This window comes from Bacillus sp. z14 (2026) (genome assembly GCF_058313575.1).
Window position 1 is genome coordinate 370,719 of sequence record NZ_JBZFQK010000003.1, and the last position, 17,988, is coordinate 388,706.

A 17,988-nucleotide genomic window follows, 5' to 3' on the forward strand; every position below is an offset into this window, starting at 1 on the left:
CACTATACTAGTATAATAATTTTCAGCAATAGTGTACCACTATTAAATGTATATATAGCTACGATTTCATTAACTCGAGTATTCCCTTTGCCACTCTACTAGCCTCATTACTAAACTTATTATCTCTTATATTTGTTGTTTCATATAGTTCCTTTATAAATTCAGAATCAACTTCAAAGGATTTAAAATCATCCCATTCAATTGTCTTACATAAATTACGTTCCTTTAAATACTGAATAGTATTTCGATCTTCTCTCATTGATTGTCTGTTAACGATCAATAATGGGGTATTTGAGCACAGAGCCTCCCCTATCGTTCCCCAACCAGCCTTTGATATAACCAAATCGGATGCTGCTATATAGTTTTGTGTCTCAATGTAGTCAATTGGTACTTGATAGACATTTTTCCGAATTACATTAACATTAGTGGACACAATAAAAGATATATTTGGACTTTCCCAAATAGGTAGACTTTCAAGTATATCGAGGTCAATCTTCATACCAAGTCCTAGAAATACTATATTATTGTTACCTGTAGGGTTAATTAACTGTTGGATTCGGTTAACCTCTTTTTCATCTATAACCCTTGAGAAAAATCCATAGTTCTGAATTTTACTATTCCACGACTCTTGACTACCCGCTAGGGCAAAATAATGATTCATTTTTTCATAAATCTCTTTAAAAGGATTTAGCTCTATTTCCTCGATTAATCCCTTATAAGCTGTATACCATGTGAAATTTGATAAGCCAATTGAAGGAATACCTGATTTATTTGCTGTCTCAATAGCCAGTGGGGATATATCTGATATCACCAATCTAACGTTATTAGCTTTTAAGAAGTCACTCTCTTCCGTTACCTTGGCTTCCCAATCAAAAAGATAATTTTTATATTCTTTAAACAGTAAATTTTTATCAGGATATATTGAGTTCTTTTCTAAAAAGTATCCTACATCTGTTTGAATGCACCTATAAGTGACTCTTTTACTCTGAAACGAGCTCTTAATAAAGGTAAGTGCAAACGAATGGCAAACAATAATACTCACTTTAGGATCTTTCAGTAATTCTCTAATAACAGCTATACTTCTCGAAGCATGACCATATCCATATTCTGAAATATAGTAGGCGATGGTTTTCAATTCAATCTCCTCACACTAAAAAGGGAAAGAATCGCCTTTCTTTCCCTAATACTTTATAAAATTACTTTTGCCTTTGATTTAGTAAAGTGTGTAATAACCTCATCCCACTCAAAGTTAAGGCGAGTAAAGTCTTCATCACTAATTCCAGCGCCTGTTTGTACCTCAACGAATTCTAATTCAGAAAGAGCTTTAATTCCATGCTTCTTTCCAGCTGGAATATGAATAATGTCCCCAGCCTTGACACGAGTGATATGATCATCTAATGCTAATTCTCCTACACCACGAACGATTGTCCAAACTTCATCCCGTAAGTTATGAAAGTGATAGCTTGAATTTTTCCCTTTATGGATACAAATTCGTTTTGTAACCATTTCATTTCCGTCCTCATATTTAACGTAATCAAGTACTCGTGACCAACCCCAGATTCTCTCTTCATACATTGGAGGTTGATTAAAATCACCGATTAAATCCTTAATTTTAGGACTCGATGCTTTATCTGCAACTAGAATACCATCGGGACTTGCTGCTACGACAATATCCTTTGTCCCAAGGACCGTCACTGGAATATCAAGTTCATTTATTAAGTGAGTATTAACTGAATCTTCACTTAAGGCCCCCTTACCTATTTGAGTCGTAGCCATTTCTTCAGTTAGAGTATTCCAAGTGCCCAAATCCTTCCAACAACCTTCATAAGGGATAGCAACAATATGATTGGCTTTTTCCACTACTTCATAATCAAAGCTTATTTTAGGTAAAAGATTATAACCACGAACAAGCTCATCATATTGAAGTGGTAGTTCTTTGTCTAATAAAATATTCATAAGGTATTCTAATTTAAATGCGAAGACACCACAATTCCAAAGTGCATTCATTTTGATCAATGTCTGTGCATTTTTTTCATTAGGTTTCTCTGTAAAATGATTAACGGTAAAATATCTTTCACCATCAGCTTTACCTTCAGGGACAATATAACCATATTTCGAAGATGGATAGGTTGGCTTAACACCAACAAGTGCCAAATCAGCATTAGAATCTACTAAAACTTGCTCTAATTCTTTCACCTTCTCAAAAAAGTCATCTTCTACATAGGGATCAACTGGAAGTACAACAACATACTCATCGCTGGAAACGTTTTGGACCGAATAAAGATAGGAAGCCGCTAGAGCAATCGCCGGAAATGTATCTCTTCTTTCAGGCTCAATAATGAGTGGTACATCTGTACCTACTTGACTGTGAATCATGTCTCTTTGCATTTTTGACGTAGCAATAACAGAGGATTCTGCAAGACCAACTGTTTCTAATTGTCCCCATACACGCTGCACCATGGACTGTTTCATTTTGCTCTTATTCTCTAGTACTTTTAAAAACTGTTTTGATCTAGTATCATTTGATAACGGCCATAAGCGTTTACCGGAACCACCAGATAATAATACAAGTTTCATTTAAATTCCCCCAAAAATAATTTAAAAAGTCCTCCAAATTTTATAAAAAATAAGGAGGACTTTTAAGTAATAATACATATCTATTCTCTAGCTAAAAAGACATCTTATCTACAATCTTATCCCAAGTGAAGTTTTCTTTAACTGTTTTTTTCGCAGAATAAGCGATTTTGCTTCTAGTCTCTGGGTTATTAAATAAGTATATTATTTTTGCAGCCCACTGCTCTTCATCAAAATTGGAAATAATATAACTATTTTCTGAATTAATTAATGTAATAGCTCCTCCGTTAACCGATGATATTACTGGCACTCCAAAATACATACTCTCCAAAAGAACCATACCGAATATATCGTATTTTGTAGGGAATATAAAAACATCAGCCGCTTTATAAACCCATTTTAGTTGTAATTGAGTCATATTACTATGGTATATAATATTATCATCAATCCCAAGTTTCTTAGCCAATTCAAAGTATTGGTTTATATCTGCCTTTACCCCGCTTCCCACAATTAATAGAATAGAATCTTCCTTTTCTAATACTTTTTTAAAAGTTCTTAGTAAAAACTTTATATTTCGTCTTTCCTCTAACACTCCTATATAAAGTAATACTTTTTTGTTTTTTAATTGTTTAAAAAGATCTTCAGTTCTCGTATGATCAGGTGCAATTTTACTATCTATATTTTCTATATCCAAACCTACACCTAAAGTCATAATATTTTTAAACCCTTTTTTCTCTAAATACAATTTAGATAATTCGGATTTTGTGAAAGTCTTAAACACTCGGTTAGCAATTTGACGTCTAAATAAAAGGTCATAAATTTTCTGTACTATTTTGTTATTATTATCAACATATGGACCATGATATAATATAACTTTGCTTTTAGTTAACAGTGGGAGAAAAAATGACATAATTTGATTATATTCAAAGGTAACTATATATTCATATCTATTCAAAAAACTAGGCCTTAATATTTTAATATAAATACTGTTACTCATAAATTTAAGTGCTTTCATCCATTTAATAGTTAACTTATTTTTGTTATTTTCATATACCACTTCTTCATACTGCTCTTCTTTAGTATAGAAAACCACATCACAGTCATAACCTTTCCTAACAATAGCTTTTCCTAATCCAATTTCCTGCAAATTGTAATTATTAAGATTGGGTTTTTTAGCAAAGTTTCTCACAATTAAAATCTTTTTCATTTTAAATTCCCATCTTTGTTAATTATTTGTCTATTAACTGCCTTATTCCTTTTATAAGTTTTAATAAAACTATATATATAAACTGTATTATTATATAGGTATCTTTTCCATAACCTCTTAGGCTCGCTAATTAACCTAAAAAACCACTCCATCCCCAATTTTTGCATTAAAAGTGGTGGTCTTTTTATATCCCCTATAATAAAATTAAATGCAGCACCAACACCTATTAAAATGCTGTCCATTTTTTCACAATTACGAAACATCCATTTTTCTTGTTTTGGGCATCCTAGACTCACAAATACGATATCTGGCTTAACAGCATTTATCTCATCAATAATTTTTAATTCCTCTTCGTCAGATAACTCTTTAAATGGTGGAGAAAAATAACCAACTATATTAACGCCTTTGTAATCTTGTTTTAATTTAACTTCTAACCTTTTTAATACTTCTTCCTCTCCTCCAAAGAGAAATATTCTATAACCCTTCTTAGCAGCTTCTTGCGTTAATTCTAGCATTAAATTAGGCCCATCTACTCGTTCTTGGTTGGGGAATCCAAACATTCTTAAGGCCCAGACTAATGGCATACCATCTGGTGTGCAAATATCAGAATCATCAAGTACTTTATTAAAATAGCGATCTTTAGTTGCAGTAACAAGTGAGTGTGTGTTACAAACACAAATATATCTTTGCTTTTTATTAGAATGAATCCAGCTGCCAACTTTTTCAATTACATCCCGATAACTAGTAGTTGATATTTTTGAATTTAAGACATACCCAAACTTACTATTTTTACTCAATATGCTCTCTCCCTAAAACATCTAAATATATGTTTAGTAACATTTGAAAATTTATTTCCGGAGTATAATTCTGTTCATATATCTTTAAAGAATTCTCTTGTAATTCATTGTATTTACCGTAAGAAAAAGATTCATGTATTACTCTAGATAATTCATTAATATTCCCTGCTTTAAAATTGAAACCATTGACTTTATCATCTATTAATTCTCCTAAAGCACCTATTTGAGAAGCAATAACTGGTGTACCGACTGAAAATGCCTCAATTGCAACCATACCAAAGGACTCGTAACATATCGATGGTATAACTAGGTATTTTGCATTAGCCATATATTTAATTACTTCCTCTTTATTCATACTCCCTAAGAATTCTATATTCGGATTTAGATAATGTTTTTCAAGCTGACTCTTTAAAGGTCCGTCACCTATTATTTTCAATTTGTAGTTTGATGTTTCTCCTATCCTATTCCACGCCTCTAGTAAGGATACCAGTCCTTTTTCTTCAGAAATCCTTCCAACAAATAAGTAATAATTCTGCCTATCCTTAGTACTAATACTAGTAGGAGAGACAAAATTAGGTTTCACATTAACCTTCTCTTCAGGTACTCCCCCCTTTATAAACAGACTTTTACTGTGCTCACTCAAAACAATAAACTTGTCAACCTTTTCATTCCATGTATTAAAAAAGCGATGTGTTTTAATCATCGCTGCTACTGGTAATGTTTGGGCTGTTGAATCTCTGTAACAGCTGTGTTTCAGCGAATTCCAAAGAGAACCATTTAAACATTCTTGACATATATTATTTTCCCTTAATAATAAAGCGTTTGGGCATAACAAACGGTAATTATGGAGAGTTTGAACCACTGGTACTCCTGATTGTTTGGATGCATAAATAACTGAAGGAGAAAGTAAAGGGAATGTATTATGAAAGTGGACAATATCTGGGCTCTCTCTTTTAATAATTTCCCTCATGATTTTATACTGTTTTCTTGACCAAATTGTATTTACCCCTAAATTTACTTTATTTAACAACCCTTTAGTATTTATTTGCTCATTATTAATTGAATATTTTACAACCTTCACTCCATTTTTTTGGAGCATTTCTATCTCCTCTTCAACTACTCGATCCTCGCCACCACTTTTTTGGTAATAATTATGAACCATTAAGACTTTAATTATATCCACCTTCTTGTCATAGATATCTATTTATAACTTAAAATACTTTTAATATACATTCTGATTTTGCGAAAAACAATCCCAAAATAATAATTTTTTCTATATAAAAACTCTAGTAGTCTATTTTCTATTCTTTCACTTTCTAATAATCTATCTATATACGTATTATTTGCATACAAACTTTTATCATCTTTCCATTTTTTATAAATATCTTTATGGATAACCCCTAATTTATCAGACATTACTACTCTATAATAATAAGTATGAAGATATTTGAAGTACATAAATTCTTCCTTATAATTTTTAAGTAAATCCATGTCCATTAGAATTTCCTCTATATAGTCAAAAACAATGAAAATATCAAAGATATTCTCATTATAAGTATTAATTGCGCTACTAGACCTTTGTATATAATGTAAATATGAATTGTCTAACTTATAAACAGATTTAGCATTAAAAAATAGGAGAAAATTTATTAATAAATCTTCCCCTATCTTTATATTATCAACATATCTTATATTGTTTTTATCAAATAAATCTTTTTTATAAAATTTAGACCAAATACATGGTTTTATTTTACCTAAAAAAAAGTCAGAAATATAATCCTCAGTTAACGATCCACCATCTATAAAAGGTGCTAATTTACCATTATCATAATCAACAATAGCATTACATATAACTATATCTGCACTATTACTTTCAGCTGCATTATATAATTGTTCTATTGCGTCTTTTTCAATCCAATCATCGCCATCAATTTGATAAATATACTTCCCTTTTGCATTTGATATACCAACATTTCTAGCTGAGGATACACCTTGATTAGTTGTATTAATTATTACAATTCGTTTATCAGTATCAGCGATTGTTTTTATTTTTTTTAATGAATTATCGTTTGATCCATCATTAACCACTATAATTTCAATAGCTTTGAATGATTGATTAGTTATTGAATTTATACATCTCTCTATATATCTTTCTAAGTTATAAACCGGAATTATCACACTTACTTCAATCAACCAAACCACTCCATATAAAATAAAAATATAATTGGTACTTTTATTTACATCTATACCAATCATCTACCTGAATATCTCTGTGATCTATATTATTAAACCACTTATCAGGCGCAACTACTATTTTGGTTTCATTTCTATTCAACCAAGCACCCCACCAACTAAATGAACTATTTGCTATTATATTATGTTTACACCTACTCATTAGTTGCATATCTTTATAACTATTTTTTCCTGTATTCCAGTCAATAAAGTAACTATTAGGTATATTAAAGTTTTCTTTAACCCACTTTATATCATCGGAAAAAACAAAGAATGTGGGATTTTCTACATCTTCTTTTATTTTTTTTAATGCATTCGTATAATATTGAAGAGTAGTAATTCCCCCATGAATTTTACTTGACTCTTGATTGTTAACATAGTCGCCTCTTCTAATATGAACACTTACAGAATTTGAACTCTCGATTTTTTCCAAAATCAATTTGCTCCTATTATCTAACTCTTTTTTAAACCTAAATTCTTCTCTTATTATAGACTCTATGTCTTTAAAAAACTTTTCACTTTGCCAATAGCCATCTAGATAAGCATTATCTATTTCAAACACCTCAGGTATATATCGAAATTGATCTTGAACAAAATGCGTTTTTTTTCTACCAATTAACTTCCTTCTAGCTCTACTTAAAAAATCATTTCGATTATCAACTAATTTGTTGATTTCCTCTAATGTCGCTATCTTTTCATTTATATTAAACAATTCATCAAGCTCATATCCATTATGCAAACCATAATTTAAAAATCCCGAAATATCCATTTTCACATTATCTTTCCGCTCCAATAATGCCCTGTAAAATGCATATTGGAACATCTGATTTCCTAATCCACCTATAATTCTAACTACTAACATATGTTACTCCTTATTTTTATTTTTAATTAAAAAACCTTTAACTTTTTCAAAATTATTTTTATCGACCTTATCAAACATCTTAAATTTTATTAACAATTTAAAGTAAATGATGGTCACAATAACTAAAAAAGCTCCTTTAATAAAATAATTATTAACAAAGTATAATACAGGAGTGTACAACACCATTCCAAGCACAGAGGAGATTATCAAAAATTTTATAGGGTACTTAATATCAAATACTTTGATGTTGTAAATGAATGCTAGTACCGTAAAAAATACTTGGCTAAATGTATTCGCTATAGCAGCTCCCAAATACCCATAGGTAGGAATTAACATAATATCTAAAATAATATTTATTACACCAGCAACTAATCCCATTAAAATTACAGATTTAGGTTTTTCATAATAAAAAGGAATTGAATTACCTACACTCATAACAACTGAAAAAAGCGTACCAAAAAATAAAATTGGAAAAATCACGGTTACTCCAGAGTATTCACTTGAATAGAGAAAATTCAGTATAGGTTGATAGAAGGCTAATGCAATAAAAAATAGAGGAATTAAAACTAAATTAAAATATTTTGTAGTGTAATAAATTAATGTGTTCAAATAATTATGGTTTTTTTTACTAACAAGCTCTGAAAAATGGTTAACTAATACATTCATAATTGGCAAGAACAAAGTATTAATTATTGCATTTAGACTAAATGCTAACCCGTAAACAGATATTGCTTTAGAATTAGAGAAGATACCAAGGAAAAAGAATTCTGATTTGGTCCAAACCACTTGCTGCCACAGTATATTTATATACATATTTTTAGAGTAATTAACTATTCTTTTTTTATCTTTTAGTCTTCCACGCAATTTCCCATACTCTTTGTTGTAAATTAGCTTTTTAATATACTTACCATATGATATAACCTGTATAATGTTTACTAGGATTAAAGCTAATACCATATATAAAATATCTTTTATAGTCAGAACTATAACAATATTTGTCATTATTAATAGAACTTGAGATATGACATTAACTTTTGCATAAAAATCAAATGCTCTTATTGCTTGAATAAAGCTCGTATTAAAAGAAAGTAATAGTGCTGGAAGAATTGCAATACTAGACAACCCAAGTACAAGAAACCAATTATCACCATTTATACTCGTATATTTTACCCAGTAAGTACTTGTAAGAATTAATAATAGTATTACAAATATACCCAAGATGCTAAAAAATACGTTAACTTTATTGTAGAAATTGTAACTCTCTTTATAGTTTCTATTGAAATAATACTCTGGCATAAATTTTGTTATTGTCCCTGGGACACCTAAGCTAATAATTACGACTACAGTTGAAATCAACCACGTTACATAGGTATATTGTCCGTAAAGGTCTGATCCTAACGACCTTGCGTAGATTATAGATGCTATGAAGCTTAACCCAGAAACCAATATATTCCTTACAAAGTTTGACTTTATATTCTTTAAGATAGTTTTTACATAAGAATCGCTGTTCAATTACTAATTCCTCCACCTATAATTGGTTAATCTCATCTATTTTTTTCACCCAAACTTCTTTGGAAAATTTAAGTTGGTAATCCTCAAAAGCATTTTTCCCCATTTCCATTCTTACAGTTTTATCTCTAATTAAATTTTCCAATTTGTTTAATACATCAACCTTATTATCAATATTAACTACATAACCACTTCTCCCATCTTTAATACTTTCCGGCAACCCCCCTCTATTTGAAACCAGAGATGGAATAGAATACTTCATGGCATCTAAAACAGAAATTCCATGACTTTCTAGCAGACTTAATTGAATATATATATCTGCGCTTTTGTATAAATTTTCCACATCTCGAATATAACCCGTAAAATTAATCTGAGGTATTGTGCTGGTTTTCTCCTGATATTGTCTCAGTAATTCACCTTCACCCGCCCATATAAATTCTATTTTGTTATATTTCTTTATAATTTCAGAGGCTATTTCAAGCCAAAGCGCAGGGTTTTTATAGTCTCTTACATGTCCTAAGGTTAAAATACGAATAACATTTTTTTCTTGTTTATGCGTAATAGGGATGTTGGAAAAATTATGGACAAACTTAATCTTATCTTTTAATGATTCTCCTAACCATTTTGATATAACTTCCTTTTTTGCGAAATTTGATACCGTTATAAGATATTTGTTTCTTAATAAAAAAGTCAAAAACTTTTGCAGTTGTTTTGGGAATTCTTTATTTGGCAGCGAGTGAACATAAAAGATAGTTTTATTTGGAATAAACAAACTAAATACATCTTTAAAAATATCCCATTCTGTATAGATAACTCTCTCTAACTTGTTTTTTTTGTAAAATAAACAATATAAAAGTATTATTAAATTCTCTATAAAAATATTAAACTTTCTATTTGATATTAAATTGGGCAATATGATTAATTTAGTATTTCCTCCACTTTTAATTAATGTTTCAATTTCTTCATCTAACTGTTCCTTTGTTAAAAATAGTATTATATCATCTTGCTTGTTGACATAATATTCATATAATGATTTAAAAAAAGTTCTTGTCCCCCCCATCTTACTAAACCTACCAACTATTATGTTTGTCTTCAACGCCTCTCACCTTTCTAATAATTATTAATACTAGCCGACTGTTTCCTAGTTGTAGTCACTATAAAAAACATTATTATTTGTATTGGATAAAACATTGAATATGGGTAGATTAGATCAGTTTCCATTATATTATTTAGTAAAATAGAGAAATTAATTCCAAAACATAATATCACTAAATTCTTATATCTTTTTATGAGCATTAAACAGTTTCTACTAAATAAAATCCATATTAATACATAAATACATAGTCCAACTAGACCCATACCAAGTATAATGTCCAATAACCCGTTATGAGAATGTGTAGGATTGAATAAGATTGCCCTAGAGTTAACCATTGAATAATATTCGTTTGACCAAAATGATTGATACCCGTACCCCAAGATTGGACTATTAGCAATTGCCTCTTTAACAATATCCCAGATGTGAACTCTCCCAGTAAAAGAGAGATCTCTATTCAGAATATTCACTACAATATACTCAACAAATCTTGGTGGAGTGATAATTAAGAATAGAGACATGAAAAAGAGCCCTATTGAGCTAAAAATAATCAACTTACTTGAACTAGTTATGATAAAGAATACTAAAATAATAACTAGGGACACTGCAATCATAGAAGAAGTGGAACTCTTAGCTAAAAGTAAACACACTATAGAAAACCCAATGGTTGCTAGATTTAAGACTTTATACTTTTTATTAATAAACAATCCCCATAATGATATAAATAGACAGATTCCAGCGTATTTCCCCAAGCCATTTTTTTGTAGAAATAGTCCTTTGTAAACTTCTCCATATCTAAAATCAAAATCTGCAGAGATACTTGGAAGGAAGACAATTACACAAACATTGAGGAACATCATTAAAAATGCATATATAGTTAAAATATCTATCATTTTGTTTACATTATAGTTATTGATAAAAGAAAAAATAAATACAGTCACTATGAGCAACTGAACCGATGTAACAACAGATGCATTTGTATTTACACTCCAAATACTAGAAATACAGCAAAACATACTTAATAGTAAAAATAGTTTAGTTATACTTAAGGTAGAGAGTTTAATGCCTTTCCGATAAAACTGGAATAATGCAAAAGTAATTATAAATACCAAAAATATATTATTAATAAAAAAACGATTAAATGATAATAACAAAAAAATAAAAATATATATATATTGATAAACTATTTCAAAATCCTCGTTTTTTTTCATTGATTACAAAGTCCTATCCCTTACATTAAAATAATTTATGTTTTTAATACGCAAAGAAAGATCAGCAAGAAATTTCATCAACTTCTTGCTGATCTTCAAGGTAAATAGATTAAAGAGCTCCTAGCTTATTTTAATCATACATAACTTTATTTTTAACTTCATTTATAACTTTTTTCATATCAGCCTCAACCATAATCTTAACTAATTCTTCAAATGTTGTTTTTGTTGGATTCCACCCGAGTAAATTCTTTGACTTAGTTGGATCACCTAATAATTGATCAACTTCTGCAGGTCGGAAGAATTTAGGATCAACATCAACAATTACTTCACCAGTTGCTTTATTAATCCCTTTCTCTTCAACACCTTCTCCAGTCCATTCAATCTCAATATCAACATGCTTAAATGCTAATTCAACAAACTCCCGAACTGTATGCATTTCACCAGTAGCAATTACAAAATCTTCAGGTTTATCATGTTGAAGTATTAGCCACATACATTCAACATAATCTTTTGCATAGCCCCAGTCACGTAATGAATTTAAGTTTCCTAAGGAAAGTTTCTTTTGCTTACCTTGAGCTATTCTTGCCGCTGCTAATGTTATTTTGCGGGTAACAAAAGTTTCTCCACGACGCTCTGATTCATGGTTAAATAGTATACCATTAACAGCAAACATGTTATAGGATTCACGATAGTTCTTGGTAATCCAGAAACCATAAATTTTCGCTACACCATATGGAGAACGTGGATAAAATGGTGTTGTTTCTTTTTGTGGCACTTCTTGTACCTTTCCAAATAACTCGGATGTTGAAGCTTGATATACACGAGTTTTTTCAGTTAAACCTAAAATACGAACAGCTTCAAGAATATTTAATGTACCTTTTGCATCTACATCTAATGTATATCCTGGCATATCAAATGATACGCGTACATGGGATTGTGCCGCTAAGTTATAGATTTCATCTGGTTGGATTTCTCCAATTATACGCGTTACATTTAGTGCATCCGTAATATCGCCATAATGGAGGTGAAAGTTTTTGTTGTTTAATAATGCATTTTTTTCTTCTTCAGTTAAAAGATCCTCTAAACGCTCTTGGTTATAAGAAGAACTTCTTCGAATAATGCCATGTACTTCATACCCTTTTTCTAATAAAAACTCTGCTAAATAGGATCCGTCTTGCCCTGTTACCCCTGTGATTAACGCTTTCTTCATTTTAATCCTCCAATTATGTTAGTTCACTGTTGTAATTTCATTTTCTAAAAACCATTGATAAGCTTTTTCCAGCCCTTCTTCTAATGAAGTGGACGCTTTCCATCCAAGAGAGTTCAACCTTGTTACATCAACTAATTTTCTTGGTGTACCATTAGGTTTAGTTGTATCAAATTGAATATTTCCTGTATATCCGACAGTCTCTTTCACTTTTTCCGCCAACTCTTTAATAGTTATATCTTCACCAACGCCGATATTAACAATTTCTTTACCTGAATATGTATTCATTAAGAATACACATGCATCAGCTAGGTCATCAGAATATAAGAATTCACGTTTAGGAGAACCTGTTCCCCAAACTTCAACGAAAGGTGCGTTGTTTTTCTTTGCTTCATGGAACTTGCGAATCAACGCTGGAAGGACATGAGATGTATGCAAATCAAAATTATCATTTTCACCGTATAAATTCGTTGGCATCACTGAAATATACTGTGTACCATATTGTCGATTATAAGACTCACACATTTTAATACCTGCTATCTTTGCAATAGCATATGGTTCGTTTGTTGGTTCCAATTCACCTGTCAATAAATATTCTTCTTTCAATGGTTGCGCAGCCATTTTAGGATAAATGCAAGTACTTCCTAAAAATAAAAGCTTGGTTACATTATTTCGATACGCTGCATCAATAATGTTTGTTTGGATTAATAAATTATCCCGAATAAAATCAGCAGGATACTCGTTATTGGCAACAATTCCTCCTACCTTTGCTGCAGCAAGAAAAACAAATTCAGGTTTTTCTTCTGCAAAGAAAATATCTACTGAATATTTATCTCTTAAATCTAATTCTTTACTTGTTCTATAAACTAGGTTTGTGTAACCTTGTTCTACTAACCTTCTAACGATTGCGGAACCTACAAGGCCTCGATGACCAGCAACATATATTTTTGAATCCTTTTTCATCATCTAAAAAATCCCTCTTCTCTAAAATGCATCTTTCGAACCAAATAAAACACCAGCTGTTTTAATGAGAATTCTAATATCATATAGAAATGAACGTTTTTCAATATACTGAAGGTCTAATTCAACCATTTCTTTAAAGCCGACGCTATTTCGAGCAGTAACCTGCCATAGTCCTGTACATCCCGGCGTAACCATTAACCGTTGTTTATCATAATTAGAGTACATTTCTACCTCTCTAGGTAGAGGTGGCCTTGGGCCTACCAAGCTCATTTCCCCTTTTAAAACATTAAATAGTTGGGGAAGTTCATCTATACTTGTCTTTCTAATGAACCTACCTATTTTTGTTATACGGGGATCTTCTTTCATTTTAAACATCGCACCAGATACTTCATTATATTTAAGAAGATCTGTTAATCTTTCCTCCGCATCAGTTACCATGGATCGAAACTTGTACATGTTAAATTCTTTACCGTTTAATCCTACTCTCTTTTGAATAAAGAATACCGGGCCTTTTGGTTCATCGATTTTAATTAAAATAGCAACAACAATAAACAATAAACTTAATAAGATAATTCCACATATTGAGCCAATGATATCAGTTAAACGTTTAGTATATAGATAAACCCGGCTTTCATTTATCCGAATCGATACATCTTGACCTCTAAATAATGTAACATCCTGATTTGCTTGATTAGACAATCCTGATCCCTGCCTTTACTCAACCAATGATTCTTCATTTTCAAAACCAACAACCAATTGTTTCAAGTAATGTCGCATTTCATTACGGAGATCTTCATGCTGTAATGCATATTCAATTGTTGTTTTCACAAACCCAAACTTTTCACCAACGTCATAACGTTGTCCTTCAAAGTCATACGCAAAAACCCTTTGGATTTCATTTAATTTTTGAATAGCATCGGTTAACTGAATTTCCCCACCTGCACCAGTTTGTTGGTTTTCAAGGAACATAAAGATTTCCGGTGTTAACACGTAACGTCCCATGATAGCTAAGTTTGATGGAGCAGTTCCAGGAGATGGTTTCTCAACAAAATTACTCACTTGATATCTTCTTCCTTCTTGTGTTGCAGGATCTATGATTCCATAACGATGCGTTTCATTGTCACCTACTGTTTGCACACCAATTACAGAAGATAAGGTTTTTTCATATTCATTAACGAGTTGACGTAAGCAAGGGTTATCACTTTGAACAATGTCATCCCCTAATAGAACAGCAAATGGTTCATTTCCGATAAAATTGCGCGCGCACCAGACGGCATGTCCCAAACCTTTTGGTTCTTTTTGGCGGATATAATGGATATCGACCTTGGAAGGAGCTTGTACTTTTTCGAGAAGATCAAATTTGCCCTTTTCCATCAAGTTATTCTCTAAATCATACGCATGATCGAAATGGTCCTCGATGGATCTCTTTCCTTTTCCAGTTACTATAATGATATCCTCAATCCCTGATTCAATCGCTTCTTCGACGATATATTGAATCGTCGGCTTGTCTACAATCGGTAGCATTTCCTTTGGCATCGCTTTTGTCGCCGGTAAGAATCGTGTTCCCAGTCCTGCAGCAGGTATAATCGCTTTTCTTACTTTTCGCAAGAGTGTTCCTCCTTCTAAAGATTAAGTATGTATTTTATAGCTGTAAATCCTGAGTTTTCAATATACATACGAAAAAGTTAGATTTTTAATTTAATATGTTTAATAATTTTAAGTAAGGATGTTAACTAATCAGTATTTAAATTCAATCCGTGATTTTAAATAAAACACTTAATCTTACATAAATTAAAAAACCGGGCATCTAACCCACCCTCACACCATCCCATTGATGACTTTTTGCACCTAAGGAAGCTTCTTGGCTCCCCACAGCATGGCCGAGTGCCTCCATTGATATAGGTTAGGAGGCATCACCTAATTATTTACTCATTAAAATAGCCCTAAAAACTTACGCTGTCTAACTGGCTGTGGCATATCTCTCATGATTGTTTGCCCGTTTATGAGTAGCTCTGCATTTTCTTCAAAATAATAAATTTGGTCCAATCCGAACCTTTTTTCCAGTTCATCCAACGCTTCGTTCATCCAGAACTGTCTGGACGAAACATTGTGCGCATCAGATGCCACAAAATGGATAAGGTTGGCTTCAATGAGATCTATAGATAACCTCTTGATCTTCTTACCGAATTTACCAACAATACTACCGCTCGTGATTTGCGTACTGACACCCTGTTGTACAAAGTCGTATAGTAAGTTCGGATTTTCAAGAATGGCTGCATTCCGTTCAGGATGAACCAATATAGGATTTATTCCGCGTTGGAGTAAATCAAAAAATAAAGTATTGGCATATCTCGGAACATAGTTTGAGGGGAATTCTATTAATAAATAGGAAGAATCGTTCACGGTTTGTATGAATCCCTGCTCCATATCATCAAGCAGTTCCCCATAAACTCGTACCTCTTGGCCTGGTAAGACTGTTAGAGGTATTTGGTTCTTTCCTAATTCTTCATTTAGTCGTTTAACTGACGATAGAATACTTTCTTTTCCGTTTTCGTATTTTCCATTTTTATGATGAGGGGTTGCAACAATGGTCTCTATGCCATTATTAACGGCTAGTCTGGCCATATTTAGTGATTCCTCTAAACTTTTAGCCCCATCATCAAGGTTCGGTAATATATGACTGTGTATATCAATCATTCTTGTGCAACCCCTTAGTTAATGTAATAATGTCGTAAACTGGATATGCTTCACTCACATCCAAAGATAGTGCTATAGAAATACTTTAATGACTACCATAGTAATAATAGGTATTATCCTTCATTTGTTTGTTATTAAGAACAGCACCAAGAATTTTAGCACCAGTTTTAGTCAGTAGTTCCTTTGTTTTAATTGCATCCTCTATCTGAGTTTTCCCACTGCTGACTACCAACACAATACCTTGGCAAAGACTTGAAATAATCTGGGCATCCGTTACAGCCGTTACAGGCGGTGTATCAATAATAATCAAATCATAATCATTCTTTGCCTCGTTAATCAGATCTTTCATTGCTTTAGATGATAATAATTCAGCTGGATTTGGAGGTATCGGTCCACTCGTTAACACATGCAATCCAAGCGGTTCAACAACATTAACAGCTTCTTCTAAACTCGAATGTTTCGTTAAAACACTTGTTAATCCAAATGTGTTTGTAAAAGAAAACGTGTAGTGTGAAGAGGGCTTACGTAAATCTGCATCAATAAATAATGTACGTTTTCCCTGTTGGGCAAACACAACCGCTATATTAGCTGCAGTGGTTGATTTCCCTTCTGCCGGCCCAGAAGACGTTACTAACATCGTTTGAATCTCTTCATCAACCGAAGAAAACTGAATGTTAGTGCGAAGCGTACGATACTGCTCTGAGATCGGTGATTTTGCATCCCACATGGTGATTAGTTTTCGTTGATTTCGATTTCCAGTTTGTTTTCCCTTATTACGCGCCATGCTGCCCACCTCTTCCTGATCGCTTCGTTCTTGCTCTCGCTTCCATTTGCGTATTATCTGCTTCAATAACACCAATCACACCAATAACCGGTAAATCAAGGATTTTCTCGATATCCTGTTCGGTTTTGATTGTATGGTCCAAATGCTCCATTAAGAATGCTAATCCGACACCGACCATCAAACCTACTACCATCGCAATCGCGATATTAAGTAAAGGCTGTGGTTTAATTGGCGAATCATTATCTGAAACCGTTGCTTTCGCAAGGATGCTGACATTATCCACATTCATGATTTCAACGATTTCTTCTTTAAAAATATCTGCTGTCGTATTGGCTATTTTAGCAGCCATATGAGGATCCTCATCTGTAACCGATACGTTCACTACCTGAGAATTCTGTTCACTAGCCACCGTGATTTTATCAGTAAGCTGTCCTACTGATAGCTCTAGTCCCAGTTCCTTAACTACCTTATCCAATATAGCTGGACTTTTCATAATGACATTGTACGTTTCGATAAGTTGCAGATTCGTTTGAACCTCGTTGTAGTTATACGTAGCTTGGTCTGTTTTAGCCTGATTAACAAGCAGCTGTGTAGAAGATTGATAGATTGGAGTCAAAATAAAAAAGCTTGTTACTCCGCTTATCAAAATGGCCAAAACAGTGATCATAGAAATGAACCATGCGCGTTTTTTTAAGGTTGCAAACAAATCCTTCAAGCTGATAGTTTCTTCCATTTCGTCCTCCGATTAAAATAATAATATATATTATACTACAATATTTTTTTGACCACCTTTACTTTTTCTGGAAGTTCATAAAAATACTAATTAAACTCGGAAAAATTAGTGAATTTTTA

The 17,988-nt window shown here is 32.1% G+C and carries 17 protein-coding genes; all 17 read right to left on the reverse strand.

The window, feature by feature from the left end; genetic code table 11:
- Positions 1 to 58: 58 nt before the first annotated feature.
- Positions 59 to 1,135, reverse strand: a complete 1,077-nt coding sequence (locus AC4G3O_RS12760) for a glycosyltransferase family protein (protein WP_491136286.1) — start codon at positions 1,133 to 1,135, stop codon at positions 59 to 61.
- Positions 1,136 to 1,188: 53 nt separating this feature from the next.
- Entirely contained in the window at positions 1,189 to 2,577 is a 1,389-nt protein-coding gene (locus AC4G3O_RS12765) for a sugar phosphate nucleotidyltransferase (protein ID WP_491136287.1), read from the reverse strand.
- 91 nt (positions 2,578 to 2,668) lie between these two features.
- Complete coding sequence (locus tag AC4G3O_RS12770) at positions 2,669 to 3,781, reverse strand: glycosyltransferase family 4 protein (RefSeq protein WP_491136288.1); 1,113 nt, start codon at positions 3,779 to 3,781, stop codon at positions 2,669 to 2,671.
- Positions 3,778 to 4,578, reverse strand: coding sequence for a WecB/TagA/CpsF family glycosyltransferase (locus AC4G3O_RS12775; RefSeq protein ID WP_491136289.1), 801 nt, complete (start codon positions 4,576 to 4,578; stop codon positions 3,778 to 3,780). Before AC4G3O_RS12775 ends, AC4G3O_RS12770 begins: the two co-directional genes overlap by 4 nt.
- The gene (locus AC4G3O_RS12780) at positions 4,571 to 5,740 is read right to left on the reverse strand and encodes a glycosyltransferase family 4 protein (protein ID WP_491136370.1); all 1,170 of its coding nucleotides are present in this window, start codon (positions 5,738 to 5,740) and stop codon (positions 4,571 to 4,573) included. The genes AC4G3O_RS12775 and AC4G3O_RS12780 overlap by 8 nt, the downstream gene beginning before the upstream one ends.
- Positions 5,741 to 5,778: 38 nt before the next feature.
- Entirely contained in the window at positions 5,779 to 6,771 is a 993-nt protein-coding gene (locus tag AC4G3O_RS12785) for a glycosyltransferase family 2 protein (RefSeq protein ID WP_491136290.1), read from the reverse strand.
- Between the two features lie 40 nt (positions 6,772 to 6,811).
- Positions 6,812 to 7,672: an alpha-1,2-fucosyltransferase gene (locus AC4G3O_RS12790; protein WP_491136291.1), complete on the reverse strand. Its 861-nt coding sequence runs from the start codon at positions 7,670 to 7,672 to the stop codon at positions 6,812 to 6,814.
- A gap of 3 nt (positions 7,673 to 7,675) precedes the next feature.
- On the reverse strand, positions 7,676 to 9,184 hold the full coding sequence (locus AC4G3O_RS12795) for an oligosaccharide flippase family protein (protein WP_491136292.1): 1,509 nt from the start codon (positions 9,182 to 9,184) through the stop codon (positions 7,676 to 7,678).
- A gap of 16 nt (positions 9,185 to 9,200) precedes the next feature.
- On the reverse strand, positions 9,201 to 10,277 hold the full coding sequence (locus AC4G3O_RS12800) for a glycosyltransferase family 4 protein (RefSeq protein WP_491136293.1): 1,077 nt from the start codon (positions 10,275 to 10,277) through the stop codon (positions 9,201 to 9,203).
- A gap of 14 nt (positions 10,278 to 10,291) precedes the next feature.
- Positions 10,292 to 11,485, reverse strand: coding sequence for an O-antigen ligase family protein (locus AC4G3O_RS12805; protein ID WP_491136294.1), 1,194 nt, complete (start codon positions 11,483 to 11,485; stop codon positions 10,292 to 10,294).
- A gap of 130 nt (positions 11,486 to 11,615) precedes the next feature.
- Positions 11,616 to 12,695, reverse strand: coding sequence for a GDP-mannose 4,6-dehydratase (gene gmd, locus AC4G3O_RS12810; RefSeq protein ID WP_491136295.1), 1,080 nt, complete (start codon positions 12,693 to 12,695; stop codon positions 11,616 to 11,618).
- 18 nt (positions 12,696 to 12,713) lie between these two features.
- A complete protein-coding gene (gene fcl / locus AC4G3O_RS12815; protein ID WP_491136371.1) occupies positions 12,714 to 13,655 on the reverse strand; it encodes a GDP-L-fucose synthase in 942 nt (313 codons plus the stop codon).
- Between the two features lie 21 nt (positions 13,656 to 13,676).
- Positions 13,677 to 14,300 carry a sugar transferase gene (locus tag AC4G3O_RS12820; protein ID WP_491136372.1) on the reverse strand — a complete coding sequence of 208 codons (624 nt, stop codon included), beginning with the start codon at positions 14,298 to 14,300 and terminating at the stop codon, positions 13,677 to 13,679.
- Between the two features lie 69 nt (positions 14,301 to 14,369).
- The gene (galU, locus tag AC4G3O_RS12825) at positions 14,370 to 15,263 is read right to left on the reverse strand and encodes a UTP--glucose-1-phosphate uridylyltransferase GalU (RefSeq protein WP_491136296.1); all 894 of its coding nucleotides are present in this window, start codon (positions 15,261 to 15,263) and stop codon (positions 14,370 to 14,372) included.
- A 324-nt stretch (positions 15,264 to 15,587) separates the two neighbouring features.
- Positions 15,588 to 16,352, reverse strand: coding sequence for a tyrosine-protein phosphatase (locus AC4G3O_RS12830; RefSeq protein ID WP_491136297.1), 765 nt, complete (start codon positions 16,350 to 16,352; stop codon positions 15,588 to 15,590).
- 85 nt (positions 16,353 to 16,437) lie between these two features.
- Complete coding sequence (locus AC4G3O_RS12835; RefSeq protein ID WP_491136298.1) at positions 16,438 to 17,136, reverse strand: CpsD/CapB family tyrosine-protein kinase; 699 nt, start codon at positions 17,134 to 17,136, stop codon at positions 16,438 to 16,440.
- On the reverse strand, positions 17,126 to 17,869 hold the full coding sequence (locus tag AC4G3O_RS12840; protein WP_491136299.1) for a YveK family protein: 744 nt from the start codon (positions 17,867 to 17,869) through the stop codon (positions 17,126 to 17,128). The genes AC4G3O_RS12835 and AC4G3O_RS12840 overlap by 11 nt, the downstream gene beginning before the upstream one ends.
- Positions 17,870 to 17,988: the final 119 nt, after the last annotated feature.

Coding starts and splice junctions, on each gene's coding strand:
- AC4G3O_RS12830 (WP_491136297.1), bottom strand. CDS start 16,352: ATGATTGATATACACAGTCATATATTACCGAACCTTGATGATGGGGCT.
- AC4G3O_RS12835 (WP_491136298.1), bottom strand. CDS start 17,136: ATGGCGCGTAATAAGGGAAAACAAACTGGAAATCGAAATCAACGAAAA.
- AC4G3O_RS12765 (WP_491136287.1), bottom strand. CDS start 2,577: ATGAAACTTGTATTATTATCTGGTGGTTCCGGTAAACGCTTATGGCCG.
- fcl (WP_491136371.1), bottom strand. CDS start 13,655: ATGAAAAAGGATTCAAAAATATATGTTGCTGGTCATCGAGGCCTTGTA.
- AC4G3O_RS12780 (WP_491136370.1), bottom strand. CDS start 5,740: ATGGTTCATAATTATTACCAAAAAAGTGGTGGCGAGGATCGAGTAGTT.
- gmd (WP_491136295.1), bottom strand. CDS start 12,695: ATGAAGAAAGCGTTAATCACAGGGGTAACAGGGCAAGACGGATCCTAT.
- AC4G3O_RS12790 (WP_491136291.1), bottom strand. CDS start 7,672: ATGTTAGTAGTTAGAATTATAGGTGGATTAGGAAATCAGATGTTCCAA.
- AC4G3O_RS12840 (WP_491136299.1), bottom strand. CDS start 17,869: ATGGAAGAAACTATCAGCTTGAAGGATTTGTTTGCAACCTTAAAAAAA.
- AC4G3O_RS12805 (WP_491136294.1), bottom strand. CDS start 11,485: ATGAAAAAAAACGAGGATTTTGAAATAGTTTATCAATATATATATATT.
- AC4G3O_RS12770 (WP_491136288.1), bottom strand. CDS start 3,781: ATGAAAAAGATTTTAATTGTGAGAAACTTTGCTAAAAAACCCAATCTT.